Source organism: Cupriavidus sp. H18C1, from assembly GCF_049311595.1.
Taxonomy (GTDB): Bacteria; Pseudomonadota; Gammaproteobacteria; order Burkholderiales; family Burkholderiaceae; genus Cupriavidus; species Cupriavidus cauae.
This window is the reverse complement of sequence record NZ_CP186008.1, coordinates 1,044,038-1,057,065: the sequence shown is the minus strand read 5'-3', so window position 1 is coordinate 1,057,065 and position 13,028 is coordinate 1,044,038. Positions and strand designations below refer to the sequence as shown.

Below are 13,028 nucleotides of genomic sequence, written 5' to 3'. Positions count from 1 at the left end.
CTTGTGGCCGCGCGTCTCTTAGGCCGCACAAGCGAAATATCCAGATACAAAGCTGCGTTGCCGCCTCGCGCCCCCGGGTGTAACTTGCCATCGCTGTCCCAACCAACAAGGAGATCTCGATGAAGAGGAACCACATGTTGATGGGTTTGCTGGTGGCCGCGGGCGTGCTCGGTTCATCGGTCGGCCTGGCGCAATCCAGCTCCGGTGGCGGCTCTGCCGGCGCCGGCGGATACGGCGCAGGAGCGGGAGACCAGCCCGGGTCCCAGCGGGGTGGCTCGCAGATGGGCGGCCCGCAGACGGGCGGCTGGGAGATGGGCGGCTCGCAACGGGGTAGTGCGCGCGGTGGCGCGCAGATGGGCGACCCTTCGGGACCGTCGGCCCAACCGGGCGAGCGCGGCGGTCCGTCGGCGCGCGACTCCCGCGGCATGCCGCCCGGCATGGCGCCCGGCGGCCCGGGACCATCGGCTTCGCCGTATGCCTATGCGCCGGGTCAATGGAAGAAGGGCGATCGCCTGCCGACCGCCTATCGGGACCGTCAGTACGTGATCGACGACTGGAAGTCGTTTCAGCTGGAGCGCCCGCCGAAGGGGCACCAGTGGGTTGGCATCGGCAATGAGTTCCTGCTGGTCTCGACCCGCAACGGCACCATCGCCCGCGTCGTGACGGGGCAATGAGCGGGCAATGAGCGTGCAATAGCGCGCCACGGCGCCGACGCCAACGAAAGCCACCGATCGCGACCGGTAGCGACTGATTGCAATCAACAGGCGGCCAACACATCGGCCCGCCGCAACACGACCCGCGCAGCGTGAGGACGCCGGCGCGGGTTTTTGTTTGGCGCTTCACCAAAGAAAAAGGACGTCCGAAGACGTCCTTTTCATTTCAGCTCGGGGCCGAGCCCCGAACCGGCTTAACGCGAGAAGCGCGAGCGGCCCTGACCTTGGCCCTGGCGCTGGCCGCCGTAGCCGCCACCGTTGCTGCCATGGCGATTGCCGTAGCCGCTGCGGTTGCCGTCGCCGAAGCTGCGGGCACCGTCGCGATTGCCGCCACGATTGCCGTCGCGATCGCCGAAGCTGCGCTCGGCCGGCTTGCGGTCGCCGAACGGACGGTCGCCATATTGACGATCGCCGAAGCTGCGCTCGCCGAACGGGCGATTGCCGTTGCCGCCGGTGCCGGCGGTGTTGCCGCCGTAGCCGCGCGATTCGCCGCCGCCGAAGCTGCGCGGCGCCTGCTCGCGGTCGCCGCGATAGCCGCCACCGTTGCCGTAACCGCGGGACTCGCCGCCGCCGAACTTGCGCTCGCCGCCGCGATAGCCGCCGCCGTTACCCGGACGGGCACCGCCCGGCTTGCCGCCGAAGCCGGCGCGCGGCTTGGGCGTACGGCGCGGTTCCAGGCCCTCGATCACCGACGCGGTGATGCGGTTGTTGGTGAAGCGCTCGATCCGCTTCCACTGGAAGGCATCGTTGTGATTGACCAGGTTGATCGCCACGCCCGAGCGGCCCGCGCGGCCGGTACGGCCGATACGGTGCACATAGTCCTCGGCCTGCTTGGGCAGATCGAAGTTCACCACGTGGGTGATATCGGGCACGTCGATGCCGCGCGCGGCCACGTCGGTGGCGACCAGCACGCGCAGATTGCCGCGGCGCAGTGCCGTCAGCGTGCGATTGCGCGCGCCCTGGGTCATGTCGCCGTGCAGGGCGCCGGCGGCAAAGCCGGTGTCCGACAGGCGCTCGGCCAGCGAATCGGCGTCGCGCTTGGTCGCGGTGAACACGATGGCCTGCTTCAGCGACGCGTCGCGCAGCAGATGGTCGAGCAGACGCTCCTTGTGCGACATGTCGTCGGTGAAGTGCAGGCGCTGCTCGATGTTGCTCTGGTCGGCACGGGCCGCCGCGATCTCGATGCGCTGCGGGTCACGCAGCTGGCGCGCGGCCAGTTGCGCGATGCGGCCGTCGACCGTCGCCGAGAACATCAGCGTCTGGCGGGTGGCCGGCGTCGCCGCGACGATCGCGTCGATGTCGTCGGAGAAGCCCATGTCCAGCATGCGGTCGGCTTCGTCGAACACCAGCATGTCGAGCTGCGACAGGTCGATGCGGCCGGCGTCGATGTGGTCGAGCAGACGGCCCGGCGTTGCCACCAGGATGTCAGGCATCTTCGACAGCATCGCCAGCTGCTTCGGATAGGGCATGCCGCCCAGGATGCTCGCGCAGATGATGCGGCGCAGATGGCGGCCGTACTTGGCGGCGGCTTCGGTGACCTGCAGCGCCAGTTCGCGGGTCGGCGTCAGCACCAGCAGCGACGGCTGGGCCGGGGCCGGGCGGGGACGCTTGCCCTTCATGCGCTTGATGGGCTCGTCGGCGCGCGGGCGGTTCGGTGCCGGACGCTCCGAAATGCGCTGGATCGCCGGCAGCATGAAGGCGGCGGTCTTGCCCGAACCGGTCTGGCTCGACACCAGCAGGTCGCGGCCGGCCAGGAAGGCCGGGATCGCCTGGGCCTGCACCGGGGTCGGAACGGTGTAGTTCAGTTCGGTCAGGGCGCGCAGGATCGCGGCATCGAGGCCGAGCGCGGCAAAACCGTCGGCCGCCGAGGCGACTTCGGGAGCGTCCTGCGGCTCGAGGATCGCTTGCAGGCGGTCCAGCGGGCTCGACGCGTTGGTATTGGAAATATCGTTGGCGGAGGCAATAGGCTGCTCCGCACGGAATTCGTGCTGGGTCATGTCGTAAGGGTCTTGATGCATGGCACCCCTGCCATCGGCAAGAGGGTGGGCGCAGTGCAAAGTCTTAAAAAGGCTTCGGCGCCAATCGGAAGGCCGTGACGACAGACTCAGCTGGCAGTACGGCGGCAGGCAGGGGGCGACCGGTGCAAGACCGGAAGCCGGGTCCCTGGCAGGCAAACAGCGACGAGGCTGTTCAACAGGATCGGAGACGAGGCGGCGTCAAGTGAGATGGCGTTCTGGCAAGCGGTGGGATGGTCGAAGACTTGAAACAAACGACCGGAGAACCGAGCGACAGAGCTTGAGAGCGGAAGCGGCATCGCCTCTGGCCCCTGGGGCCGGTCGGCGTGTGCACGGCTCGCATTGCGAACTCACGGGGCGCATTCTAGCAGAAGACGAAAAATATTGCTGCGCTGCGAAAACATTGTCCGCAAGCGCCTTCGGGCGAACATCGTTATGGTCGCCGGCACGGGGCGAGTCCACGTCTCTTGCATCCCCGGACCCCCCGCCCTATACTCGCAGTGTCGACACGAAGTGCCGGCACGGATGCGGACACCCTCCCACCCGATGGCCGTCTTCAGCGAGTGCCTCGCTGTTCGCCATCGGCATCTCCGCAATGCACGCCAGCGCCTTCTTCCTCCGACTGTCCGGGTGGTCCGGATGGGCGGCCGCGACATCGGCGGAACCATGAGGAAGAGGACCTGCACCGTGGCTTGTGGCGATGCCGCCAGCGTCGACCCAGACTGCCCGGCCCGTCCGCAGCCAGCCCGCCAGGACATTGGCGGGCTTTTCATTTGTGCGAGGGTTGGAGGCCGACGCGGGCTCCGCGCGGCGGTTGGCGCCTGCGCGAGGCGGCTCCGCGCGCTCAATAGCACCCGCGACGCGGAGACGCGCGGCAGATCGCACCCGCGGCGTGGGTTTGCGCGCCAGATTGCAACCGGGACGCGGCTCCGGGCGCGAAATCGCACATTTCCGGGTGCCGGCGAGACGCTCCCCGCCAAGTGACTTTGCTATACTCCGCCCCTGCCTCGGCCGATGGCCGCGCGCGCGGTTGCACCGGTTCAGCGGTGACCGCTTCCCAGGGCGTCGCAGCGATGCCCGGCTATCCGCTCGCCGTAGTTCAATGGATAGAACGAGCGCCTCCTAAGCGCTAGATACAGGTTCGATTCCTGTCGGCGGGACCACCCCTCGTTTTAGTATCCCCGAACCTCCCCGAACTTTTCCGCGCCAAGCCTTGTAGAATCTGGCCTGCCGGGCGATTTGCGTCTGAGCGTGACCGGGCCTATCCGAGCGTTCTGGAACTACCCGCTACGCCAGATTTACGCCCGTGGCGTAATTTTGAACCGGGGGGACGGATGGCGAGCTATCGGAAGCGCGGAAACATCTGGCGTGCAGAGGTTGCGAGGAAGGGCGTGCGCACGTCGGCCACTTTCAAGACGAAGGCCGAGGCCGTGGCGTGGGCGACCGCCGAGGAGGCGAAAATCATGGCAGGCAAGGTGACCGCCGACCACACAGTCGCCGACCTGCTGCGCCGCTATGTCACCCTGGTCTCGCCGAAGAAGTCGCCGCGCGCCGCGCGCTGGGAGCACAACCGGGTCGAGGCGCTGATCCGGGACGAGCCGAAGCTGGCTGAGAAGAAGCTGATCGACGTGCGTGCCGCCGACTGGGCGGCGTGGCGTGACAAGCGGCTCAAGCAGGTCGCCGGCAGCACCGTTGCGCGCGACCTCAACCTGTTCTCGGCCTGCTTCATGACGGCCAAGCGGGAATGGGGGGTGGATTCACGAGAGCCCCATCAGCGGCGTTTCGCGACCAAAGGAAGAGCAACCGCGCTCGCGTCGGCCGACGCAGGATGAGATCGATCGCATCTGCCACGCCCTAGGATACGACCAGAACGAGACGCCGACCACGGCCACCGCGCGCTGCGGCGCCGCCTACCTGTTCGCGATAGAGACCGCAATGCGCGCGGGCGAGATTGTCGGCATCAGGCCCGAGCACGTCTTCCGCGACAAGCGGTACGTGTATCTGCCGAAGACGAAGAACGGAACGGCCAGGTCGGTACCGTTGTCGTCGCGCGCGCTGCGCATCATCGAGCAGCTCGAGCCACTGGCAGATCAATTCGAAGGGACGGTGTTCGGGCTGACGAGCGCGCAGCTCGACGCGCTGTTCCGGAAGGCGAGGGACAAGGCCGGGGTGGTGGGTCTGACCTTCCACGACTCGCGGCGTGAAGGCCTGACCCGCCTGGCCAAGAAGTTCAACGTGATGGAGCTCGCGAAGATCAGCGGCCACCGCGATCTCCGCATCCTGCAGAACGTGTACTACGCGCCGACGGCGGAGGATCTCGCTGCCAAGCTGGATTGAGTCGAGCGGCGCCGGCGCGGCGCGGCTTCCCTTGTGCGACTCGACCCACTCGATGACCTCGCACGCCTTCCACATTGGCTTGCCAACGCCAGTCTCACCGGCCGGCAGTCGGATCGCCGGCGGGAAGCTCGGCAGGCTGACTACGCGCTGGCGCACCACGTCGGGATTGCGGTTCAGGTACGTGGCAATCATCTCAATATTCCACAGTCTGATAGACAGAGGTACGGCCGGCTGCATGCGTTCCTTGAGGGCATCGGCGAGTTGGTCGATCAGTTCAGCAGTTTCCATGGTCTTCGAAATTCCAATGCTTGCGGGTCAATTTGATGATGTGTGCTGCGGCGTTTGTCATGCTGCTGTCAGTTCAAGCGCAGGCTGGCGCGTGCGCTCCGCCTGCAGGGCGATGTAGTCGGGATTGAGTTCGGCGCCGAGCCAGCGACGGCCGAGGCGCTGCGCGACGCTGGCCACCGTGCCCGAACCCATGAACGGATCGAACACGATGTCGCCTAGCCGGCTACCGGCGAGGATGCACGGCTCGACCAGCGCCTCCGGGAAGGTCGCGAAGTGTGCTCCCGGATAAGGCGTCGTCGGTACAGTCCACACCGAGCGACGGTTTGCACCGCTCATGGGCACGGGGTTCTCGCGCGTCTTCTCGGCGTAAGCCAGGAGGCCAGCCTTCGTGCGGTGACGCGAGTCGCCCGCCTCATATGCCGCCTGCCCCTTTGCTGCTCTGACATTCCCGGCGGCCCTGTACGTGTCGCGCTGCTTAAAGTCCATCGTGCCGAAGCTCTGCGCCTTGGTTTCAGCGCTGTACGGCGTCCGGATTGCGTCCTGGTCGAAGTAGTACCGCTCGTTCTTGGTCAGCAAGAACAGGTACTCGTGCGCCTTCGTGCACCGATCGCGCACGCTCTCGGGCATCGGGTTCGGCTTGTGCCAGATGATGGCCTGCCGCAGCCACCAGCCGGCATCCTGCAGCGCGAAGGCCAAGCGCCACGGTTGGCCGACTAGGTCCTTGGGCTTCAGTCCCTCCACCTTCACGTCGCTGCGCGGAATGGGCGTATCGTCGCGCCGGCGGCTGGCCACCATGCTGGGCATGCCCTTCGATGCAGTGTTGCCGCGGTTCCCGGTCGTCGTGTCCCCGGCGGCGGCGCGGCTGCCGGCGTAGCTGTCGCCCATGTTCAGCCACAGCATGCCGTCGTCGGCCAACAGCTCGCGGCAAAGGTCGAAGATCTCGACCATGTTGTCCAGGAATTCGCGCAGCGTCGGCTCCAGGCCGAGCTGTCCCTCGACGCCATAGTCGCGCAGGCCCCAGTACGGGGGGCTGGTGACGATGCACTGGACGCGCACGCCGGTCGCGATGAGGTCGCGCATCACGTCGCGGCAGTCGCCTTGGTAGCAGTGGTCGATCTTCATGCTGCTCTCCGGAATTCGACCACCCACACCCAGGGATTCGCTTCCCATGCGCGTGGCCCGTTGATCTGCTCCCAAAGGCTGCGATAGCTCCCAATCGCATCGGTGCTTAGCCCCGTGTCGGCATAGTGCGCCCACTCGCCGTCTGCGCTGAGCCGTGGTTTGATGCCTTCGGCAATCGCATCAGCCTCGCTGCAGTCGTTCAGCTGCTCGACGCGCACGTCGGTGACTTCGAGTACCAGACGGCACGCCGCGCGCGGCATGTGGATGCTCGGATTCCACCGCCGGCGAATCCCATCGGTGGAGCGCTCCAGATCAGGGCCGAGCGGATCGTCGAGGTAGTCGGCACGATAGAAGGCAGTGCAGCCCGGCTCGTACGGGCCGAGCGGGTAGTTCTCGTGCTGCCACGTCTCGCGGACCCACAGCCGATCGCCTGGCTGGCCGTACGGACAGGCTTGCGCCCATCCACCGATCAGACTGCCGGCATCGCAGGCATAGAAGACGTCGCGGTCGCTGGGATAGTGATAGGTGCCAACCGCTTTCGCAGCAGGCGGGGGCTGCGGCTTCACGACGCGCCGCGTCTGCGTCTTCCGACCGTCGAGGATGGCGCGCACCATGGCGCCGCAGAAGAGGATGGGGCGTTCTTTCGTCATGCTAGGATTCGGCCAAAAAATGGGGGGTCGAATGAAATTCGGTGAGTCCACGTGGCAGGTCGTTGCAACGCTGGTGGGGGGCGCTTTGGGCGGGTTCGCTCTAGCCACCGCTTGGGAGTCCAAGACGGACAAGAGCTTCTGGGAGATCATTGCCGCGGTCGGCACTTTGGCCGCAGTGGCCGCCGCAGTGGGCGTCGCTCACTGGGACGGCATACGAAAGCGGTCCGAGGAGATGCAACGAGCCAGAGTCGCGGCTTCTTCTGTCACCATGAAAACCGCGTGGTATTTCGCGCAAGTGCTGCACGTCCACGAGAAATTGGACGCCGCCCGGCGGTTCGATTGCGATTGGAGGGATTTCGGGGCGTTGGCCTTCAGACTTCAGCGCTTGACGCCTCTGTCGCTCGACGAGATCGAGAGGCTGATACCTCTGCCGAACAACTGCGCCCACAACTTTGCTGGTGCGCTGGATCGGATCTCTGCCGCGCAGAACCTTCTGTGCGAATTCGAGCAAGACCGCGAGCGCGTGCTGGCGGAAAGGCGCCGGGAGTTTGCTGGCTCCGTTGCGTTTGTGGTCGGCGAGGCTAACGAGATGCTGAAAAAGGCGTTGGACGAATGCCAGAAGGCGTCGTTCAGAGGCTTGCACGGACACCGACCGTAGAGTACCGGCGCACGCTGTCATGACCATTCCCTTCTCAGAGGCCGGAGTTGCAGGGCGTCCTGGTCGTTCGCTGCCGCGGCGGGCGCGTCAACAGCCGGCTCGCCCATGTGTGCGACGAGCTTCGCCAGGCTTTCAATCACCTCGGGCGCTACCGAATAGCCGTTGCTCTCGCAATGTTCGGCCATCGCTTCGGAGATGTTCTCCTGCGTCGGCCGCGCGTCGTCGCCCGACTGCTCATCCTCCGCCGGCACTACCGCGAAGCCGTGCTCGCGTAGCGTGCTGTCCAGCGCCTCGATGAGCGTATCAACGGCACGCGGGTCGGCGTCCGGGGTCTGTGCCTTGACCAGTTCTTCGCCGAGCGCATAGACAGGGTTGCTGTCGGCCTGCTCGAAAACGTCCTCCTGGCGGCCGCTGCCGCCGCAGTGCTGGCAGGGCTGTCCCCCCGCGAGCAGCGGGCACATCCAGCCGATCGATCGAGCTCAGCGCGAAGCCGAGGTAGTCGTTCAGCTCACCGAGCTTCGCCTTGTTCGGCGGCGCATCGCTGTGGAGCAAAGAACAGATCTCTCCCTGCGCGGCACGGTAAAGACTGCGCGCGCGGTCAAGGTGCCCTCGCAGAGCTTCGATCGTGGCGGCCTGGCACTCGCGGGCGCCTAGCAGAAATGCTCGGGTCGCATGCTCTCCGACCAGCGCGGCCGGCGCGTTTCGCGCGAGCAGCATTGCGGCGAAGTTCGCCACGTCGACCACCTTTCCCTTGCACATGGACTGCGCCATGAGAATCGACAGCTTTTCCGGCGAGCAGCGGCGCGGGTCGTCCCAGCCGTTGAAGCCCTGCGCGCGCTTCTCGGCCATCCTGGCCTTCTGCTGTGCGGCCAGCGTGTCGACGGCAATATCGTCTACGTGCGGCCGGGGCGCCAATTCAATGTGGCTGTCGTCGGTGTAGGCCAGGCGCGGTGCGTGTTCGATGGTCATGCGAGGGTCTCCGTATTGTGGGAAGGCATGGCGATGCCCTGCGCAGCCAGTTCGGCCTTGACGCGATCCATGGCGGTGGCGAGCGCGGTAGGGGAGGCCGCGTCAATCGCGGCAGCGATCTGCGGCGCGGCGGCGCGCAGCGTTTTCTTCTCGAGGCGATACAGCACGACTTCGCCGGTCTGCTCCCACCTGGTGGCGATGTCATCGAGCGCGAGCAGCGCCGACCGGATGTGCACGTCGAAGTCCGTCACGCGCTGGATAGCCATCGCGTGGCGGGCCGTGGCCACGAGCTGATAGGCAGCAATGAAGGATTCCTCGGACGGATCGAGGAACAGTCGCGCGATTGCGTCAAACAGCCGCAGCTGCATCCCTTGCTTGGCGCGCTGGTCCGGCTGTCTTGCGCGGCGACATTGGTATGGGTGGCGGCAGCTCGCGACAGCGCCCCAATCCATGCCTCTTCCGCGGCCAGCGCGTCGAGCTGATCGAACAGGCCGAAGGGTTGCGGCGGCACCTCGATCGTCTGGTCGAAATCGCGCTCGGGCACTACCGGCTCAGGGCCGCGGCATGGGGCTGCACGGTTGACCAGGCGCACGATGCGGCCGTCGAGCTCGTGAACGAGCGCGGCCTCTGCCGGCGTGAAGATGTCCGGGATCACCACCGGATGCGGGCCGGCCTCGTTGATGGCGTCCCGCGCCATCGCGGCCAGCGTGTCGTCGTGCACGGCGGTGCGCACCCATGCCCAGCGAAGGCTATGCAAAAGCTCGAATGGCGAGCGGCCGAAGCCTGGCAGCTTTTCGTGCTGCTGGGCCGTTGACAGCTGTTCGGGCGTGATGCCAAGCCCTGCTTGCAGCATGCGGCGCAATGGCGCATCGAGGCGGACAACGGCAAAGCCGTGGACCTTGGAAAGGTAGTCCGCTGCATCGTCCTGGCCAGCACCAGGGCGTCCGGTAAGTCCAATCAACATGTGCGACTCCTCAGTCGAGGTCGTTTGCCTGACGGCGTTTGTGGTCGGGGATGGAGGGATCGAAGCGGGGGGCGGGGGCGGCGGCGCGCGCCGGCTTTGCGCCGGGCGTCAAGGAATGCGCGGACCTGCTTGGCGACGCGCCAGTCGAGGAGGCGCACCTCCGCGATGCCGGAGCCGTTCATCAGGCGGAAGCCCTCGACCAGGTCGGCGAAGGTGTAGCGCGCGCGACGCCGGGCCATATCAGTGCCCCGCTCCGGCGACGCGCTTGGCCGATGCGCTACGAGCGCCGCAGTCGAGCGCGTAGACGATCGCGTCGAAGCTGGACCGGAACAGGCCGAACTGGATGCGGTGGCCGTCGATGACGATGCGAAAGGGGGATCATTGATGCGTCCCCTTTACACTTGCCGCGACCAGTGTGCGGCGACGCCGGCTGGCGCTCCCTGCAGGGTGGATTCGACTGCGCAGGTGTGTACCAAAAAGGCGGCGGCTACCAAGGCCAGGTAGAACGTCCAACCTTTGATCTGCTTCTGCTTTTTCACATTGCCTCCATCGGTGACGCGGTGTGCGTCGCTCGACGGAATATTAGGCAATGCCATATGATAGGTCAAGAGGCAATGCCATATTATGGCGGTAGGCTTTGCCTAACGTTCGACTCGCAGGGCTTTGGGGCGCCTTCGTTTGGGCCTTGTTGCCAACGCGCGACAACAAAAAGCCCGCCTCAATGGGCGGGCATGGTGTGGTGCCGTTGGGGCGACATCAGAAGCGCGTCTTAATTTTTTTTCGCCTTACAGGATGCGCCACGTAATACATCCAAGAAACCTCTTCGGGCGCGAAGAACAATGTCCCTGACTCGTTGTAAGACTCGAGTTGGATGCCATTGTGGCAGGAGCGCAAACGCTTGAGCATCGTTTCCCCTGTGGTGAGGCGTACTAAAACGTCGTCGCCCGCCTCTACTGGGGTACTGGGCTCTACGAAAGCGAAGTCCCCCGGGTTGTACACCGGGGACATGGATGTGCCAACTATCGGAGTCAAGAAAGCAAACGCATCGTCCGTCGCTTGTACTGCGTATTCTTCTGTTGCGCCCACCAGGTAACCGCCGTCAGTCCAAATCCTCTCCGGGAGCCCGCCGTTCGCACGCCCCACCACATATACGCGTCTTGCTAGTGAGTCTCCGACTGGAATTCGGGCTTCCGGCAAGTGCGTCACATTGTAGGCGGCCGCTGAAGAGCTCGGGGCGGCTTCTTTTCCGTCCGATGTGCCCCGTTGGTTGGGCTTGACTGAGTGGAAATCTAGCCCCCCAGTGCTCCGGGCCGACAACATCTGCAAAGTAGGCGACCAGGTCGTTGATGCGTTCTTTCGCAATACGGCCGTATCTGACCCAGTCCTGTACTGATGCGGGCTTCACGCCCATGGCGTCCGCCAGCGCTTTTTTAGAAACGCCTTTCTTTTCTCTGGCCTGCTCGATGGCAGCGCCCAATTTTTCACCAGTAAGCATTGCCTAATTTGACCTTCGTGGAGGGGGGATTCGGCAATGCCTTGCCAAAATGAGGCAATGCCATATAATGGGGCCTCATGAGCACACTCACCATATCCCCCATCCAGCGGGCCAGCCAGATCGTGGGCGGCAAGGCGGCACTCGCACGACTGCTCGGCGTGAAGGCGCCGACTGTGCAGCAATGGGCCAGCGGTGCCCGTCCAGTGGCGATTGAGCGATGCGTCGCCATCGAACGCGTTACTGGCGGATTGGTGACGCGGAAGCAACTGAGGCCGGACGACTGGCACTTGATCTGGCCAGAACTTGCTGCCGACGACGATGCGATCAAAGCCACGGATGACGCCCAACCTCCCGTGGGGGGTCAACAGAAGCAAGCACAGGAATCTGACATGAAGAACTTTTACGCCCGACTGGTGCTGTGGCTGATTCGATCAGCTCTCCACCAATGGCAATGCGAAGGGCGGCAGGTCGCAGTGAAGTTCGAGGCCGCCCCTTCCTCGATGCGGGTTACTCCACGAACAGAATCAGCTCATTCCGCTTCGGTAACCAAGTCCTCGACACAACCTGACCAAGGATTGTGTCGCTGAGCATTACGCCGTCTCCCACGCTGGGCAGGAATGCCGAGGTTATTTTGAAGGATTCGACGGTCTGACCAGCGTCGTCAAGTCGCTTCTTTAGGGAATCGGTGAGGGTGATCGTAACTGTGGGCGTCATGCGTACCTCTTTTGGCGGTGGTTGATGAATGTGAGCTTTGATTATCACCGATTGCTGGTACGCACCGACCCTTCCAGCGAGGGGCACTTCGCCGCCTCTCGATCGGAGTCATACGGCGAAGAAATTTTGGCTTGGGTTGGAACACAGATTTCTCCCTGAGCTGGCGGTCCTTAGTGCCGCCTTTGAAGTCATAGATTACCGATTGTGCTGCATCAGCAACACGGTCGAAATCCGGGGGGTTTACCGTGACGTACCAATATTCCGACATCGACCCATTGGAGTCGATGTACAACCTCGCGCGCCGATTTCCCGGCGGCATTGAAGGCCTTGCTGTGGCACTCGGCCGGCGTATGGGCAAGCATGTGGTGCCCTCGGTGCTGCGCAACAAACTCCGTCCGGGCATCCAATCACATTTTCTGACCGCCGAGGAGTTCGACCACATCATGGACCTCTGTGAGGAGGCCGGTGTGGAGCGCGCCAAGGCGCCGCTTCAAGCGCTGAATTACCGGCATGGCCTGGTGGCTGTCGACATGTCCCAGGTAGCGGTATCCGGGCGAGACATCCTTAGCAAGCTGGCCACCGTGTCCGAGGAATTTGCCGAACTGGTGGCCGAGGTCACGAAGGATGCTGCCGACGGCAAGGTCACCGACCAAGAATGCGAGCGCATCTGCAAGGAGGCGCTGGAGGTCATGCAGGCGGCAATGGCGCTGTCCATGTCCGCCGAGATCGCCGCGGGCAAGCGTGAGGGTGCCATCGAATGACTCGCACCGCTTTGCTGTCGGCCGCATCTGTTACATCAGATCGACGGCCAGGAACGCTTATGCGACCCCGCAAGCCGTTGACCAAGCGCGAGCGCGACTCCCTGTTCGCGCGCGTCAAGAAGCGCATCTTGAAGGGCGGCGAGCCCTTCGGCGTCTTTGCGCTCAAGCGAGGGCGAGGTCGGGTGTTCGGCCTCATCAGCGTGAGTCACGCAAACTACGCCGCGCAGTTGCGCGTCGACAAGGCGCAGCAGCATTGGATCGCCACCTATGACGGCAGTGCCGACCTGGGCGACGTGTGGGATGACCTCTGTTCGTTCGACCGGGAATAGCGGGAAGCCGCCG

At 64.8% G+C, this 13,028-nt stretch carries 17 protein-coding genes and 1 tRNA gene; 8 read left to right on the top strand and 10 right to left on the bottom strand.

Going from position 1 to position 13,028, the window contains the following annotated elements; genetic code table 11:
- Positions 1-119 precede the first annotated feature (119 nt).
- Positions 120-674 carry an RcnB family protein gene (locus tag OJJOAM_RS05050; RefSeq protein WP_422649075.1) on the top strand — a complete coding sequence of 185 codons (555 nt, stop codon included), beginning with the start codon at positions 120-122 and terminating at the stop codon, positions 672-674.
- Positions 675-907: 233 nt separating this feature from the next.
- On the opposite strand, the gene OJJOAM_RS05045 is transcribed toward OJJOAM_RS05050, so the two are convergent.
- Positions 908-2,710 carry a DEAD/DEAH box helicase gene (locus OJJOAM_RS05045; RefSeq protein ID WP_422649074.1) on the bottom strand — a complete coding sequence of 601 codons (1,803 nt, stop codon included), beginning with the start codon at positions 2,708-2,710 and terminating at the stop codon, positions 908-910.
- 1,106 nt (positions 2,711-3,816) lie between these two features.
- Here OJJOAM_RS05045 and OJJOAM_RS05040 point away from each other — a divergent pair.
- The 3 genes from OJJOAM_RS05040 to OJJOAM_RS05030 all read left to right on the top strand — a co-directional run bounded on the left by OJJOAM_RS05040 (position 3,817) and on the right by OJJOAM_RS05030 (position 5,065).
- Positions 3,817-3,891: transfer RNA gene (locus OJJOAM_RS05040), tRNA-Arg, on the top strand.
- 228 nt (positions 3,892-4,119) lie between these two features.
- Positions 4,120-4,560: a hypothetical protein gene (locus OJJOAM_RS05035; RefSeq protein WP_422649073.1), complete on the top strand. Its 441-nt coding sequence runs from the start codon at positions 4,120-4,122 to the stop codon at positions 4,558-4,560.
- A complete protein-coding gene (locus tag OJJOAM_RS05030) occupies positions 4,484-5,065 on the top strand; it encodes a site-specific integrase (RefSeq protein ID WP_422649497.1) in 582 nt (193 codons plus the stop codon). Before OJJOAM_RS05035 ends, OJJOAM_RS05030 begins: the two co-directional genes overlap by 77 nt.
- A gap of 345 nt (positions 5,066-5,410) precedes the next feature.
- Here the strand turns inward: OJJOAM_RS05030 and OJJOAM_RS05025 are convergent, their stop codons facing one another.
- Both OJJOAM_RS05025 and OJJOAM_RS05020 read right to left on the bottom strand, forming a co-directional pair.
- Positions 5,411-6,475 (bottom strand): DNA-methyltransferase, encoded by a 1,065-nt coding sequence (locus OJJOAM_RS05025; RefSeq protein WP_422649072.1) that lies wholly within the window; start codon positions 6,473-6,475, stop codon positions 5,411-5,413.
- Positions 6,472-7,125 carry a hypothetical protein gene (locus tag OJJOAM_RS05020; protein WP_422649071.1) on the bottom strand — a complete coding sequence of 218 codons (654 nt, stop codon included), beginning with the start codon at positions 7,123-7,125 and terminating at the stop codon, positions 6,472-6,474. Before OJJOAM_RS05020 ends, OJJOAM_RS05025 begins: the two co-directional genes overlap by 4 nt.
- A 31-nt stretch (positions 7,126-7,156) precedes the next feature.
- Between OJJOAM_RS05020 and OJJOAM_RS05015 the strand changes: the two genes are divergently transcribed.
- The gene (locus OJJOAM_RS05015; protein ID WP_422649070.1) at positions 7,157-7,783 is read left to right on the top strand and encodes a hypothetical protein; all 627 of its coding nucleotides are present in this window, start codon (positions 7,157-7,159) and stop codon (positions 7,781-7,783) included.
- A gap of 17 nt (positions 7,784-7,800) precedes the next feature.
- On the opposite strand, the gene OJJOAM_RS05010 is transcribed toward OJJOAM_RS05015, so the two are convergent.
- The 7 genes from OJJOAM_RS05010 to OJJOAM_RS04980 all read right to left on the bottom strand — a co-directional run bounded on the left by OJJOAM_RS05010 (position 7,801) and on the right by OJJOAM_RS04980 (position 11,211).
- The gene (locus OJJOAM_RS05010; RefSeq protein WP_422649069.1) at positions 7,801-8,034 is read right to left on the bottom strand and encodes a hypothetical protein; all 234 of its coding nucleotides are present in this window, start codon (positions 8,032-8,034) and stop codon (positions 7,801-7,803) included.
- Between the two features lie 52 nt (positions 8,035-8,086).
- On the bottom strand, positions 8,087-8,752 hold the full coding sequence (locus tag OJJOAM_RS05005; protein ID WP_422649068.1) for a hypothetical protein: 666 nt from the start codon (positions 8,750-8,752) through the stop codon (positions 8,087-8,089).
- A complete protein-coding gene (locus tag OJJOAM_RS05000) occupies positions 8,749-9,018 on the bottom strand; it encodes a hypothetical protein (protein ID WP_422649067.1) in 270 nt (89 codons plus the stop codon). The genes OJJOAM_RS05005 and OJJOAM_RS05000 overlap by 4 nt, the downstream gene beginning before the upstream one ends.
- Complete coding sequence (locus OJJOAM_RS04995) at positions 9,000-9,614, bottom strand: hypothetical protein (RefSeq protein ID WP_422649066.1); 615 nt, start codon at positions 9,612-9,614, stop codon at positions 9,000-9,002. Before OJJOAM_RS04995 ends, OJJOAM_RS05000 begins: the two co-directional genes overlap by 19 nt.
- A 497-nt stretch (positions 9,615-10,111) precedes the next feature.
- The gene (locus OJJOAM_RS04990; RefSeq protein WP_422649065.1) at positions 10,112-10,324 is read right to left on the bottom strand and encodes a hypothetical protein; all 213 of its coding nucleotides are present in this window, start codon (positions 10,322-10,324) and stop codon (positions 10,112-10,114) included.
- Between the two features lie 148 nt (positions 10,325-10,472).
- The gene (locus tag OJJOAM_RS04985) at positions 10,473-10,724 is read right to left on the bottom strand and encodes a S24 family peptidase (RefSeq protein WP_422649496.1); all 252 of its coding nucleotides are present in this window, start codon (positions 10,722-10,724) and stop codon (positions 10,473-10,475) included.
- Between the two features lie 91 nt (positions 10,725-10,815).
- Positions 10,816-11,211, bottom strand: coding sequence for a helix-turn-helix domain-containing protein (locus OJJOAM_RS04980; protein WP_422649064.1), 396 nt, complete (start codon positions 11,209-11,211; stop codon positions 10,816-10,818).
- A 77-nt stretch (positions 11,212-11,288) separates the two neighbouring features.
- Between OJJOAM_RS04980 and OJJOAM_RS04975 the strand changes: the two genes are divergently transcribed.
- The 3 genes from OJJOAM_RS04975 (at position 11,289) to OJJOAM_RS04965 (ending at position 13,015) form a co-directional block, all read left to right on the top strand.
- Positions 11,289-11,798 (top strand): transcriptional regulator, encoded by a 510-nt coding sequence (locus OJJOAM_RS04975; protein ID WP_422649063.1) that lies wholly within the window; start codon positions 11,289-11,291, stop codon positions 11,796-11,798.
- A 372-nt stretch (positions 11,799-12,170) separates the two neighbouring features.
- Positions 12,171-12,686, top strand: a complete 516-nt coding sequence (locus tag OJJOAM_RS04970; RefSeq protein ID WP_422649062.1) for a phage regulatory CII family protein — start codon at positions 12,171-12,173, stop codon at positions 12,684-12,686.
- A gap of 77 nt (positions 12,687-12,763) precedes the next feature.
- Complete coding sequence (locus tag OJJOAM_RS04965) at positions 12,764-13,015, top strand: hypothetical protein (RefSeq protein WP_422649061.1); 252 nt, start codon at positions 12,764-12,766, stop codon at positions 13,013-13,015.
- The last annotated feature ends 13 nt before the right edge of the window (positions 13,016-13,028 follow it).

Excerpts from the sequence above, each read along its gene's own strand:
- OJJOAM_RS05000 (WP_422649067.1), bottom strand. The coding sequence starts at position 9,018 with ATGGCTATCCAGCGCGTGACGGACTTCGACGTGCACATCCGGTCGGCG.
- OJJOAM_RS04980 (WP_422649064.1), bottom strand. The coding sequence starts at position 11,211 with ATGCTTACTGGTGAAAAATTGGGCGCTGCCATCGAGCAGGCCAGAGAA.
- OJJOAM_RS05005 (WP_422649068.1), bottom strand. The coding sequence starts at position 8,752 with ATGACCATCGAACACGCACCGCGCCTGGCCTACACCGACGACAGCCAC.
- OJJOAM_RS05020 (WP_422649071.1), bottom strand. The coding sequence starts at position 7,125 with ATGACGAAAGAACGCCCCATCCTCTTCTGCGGCGCCATGGTGCGCGCC.
- OJJOAM_RS04975 (WP_422649063.1), top strand. The coding sequence starts at position 11,289 with ATGAGCACACTCACCATATCCCCCATCCAGCGGGCCAGCCAGATCGTG.
- OJJOAM_RS04985 (WP_422649496.1), bottom strand. The coding sequence starts at position 10,724 with ATGTCCCCGGTGTACAACCCGGGGGACTTCGCTTTCGTAGAGCCCAGT.
- OJJOAM_RS05015 (WP_422649070.1), top strand. The coding sequence starts at position 7,157 with ATGAAATTCGGTGAGTCCACGTGGCAGGTCGTTGCAACGCTGGTGGGG.
- OJJOAM_RS05050 (WP_422649075.1), top strand. The coding sequence starts at position 120 with ATGAAGAGGAACCACATGTTGATGGGTTTGCTGGTGGCCGCGGGCGTG.
- OJJOAM_RS05025 (WP_422649072.1), bottom strand. The coding sequence starts at position 6,475 with ATGAAGATCGACCACTGCTACCAAGGCGACTGCCGCGACGTGATGCGC.
- OJJOAM_RS05045 (WP_422649074.1), bottom strand. The coding sequence starts at position 2,710 with ATGACCCAGCACGAATTCCGTGCGGAGCAGCCTATTGCCTCCGCCAAC.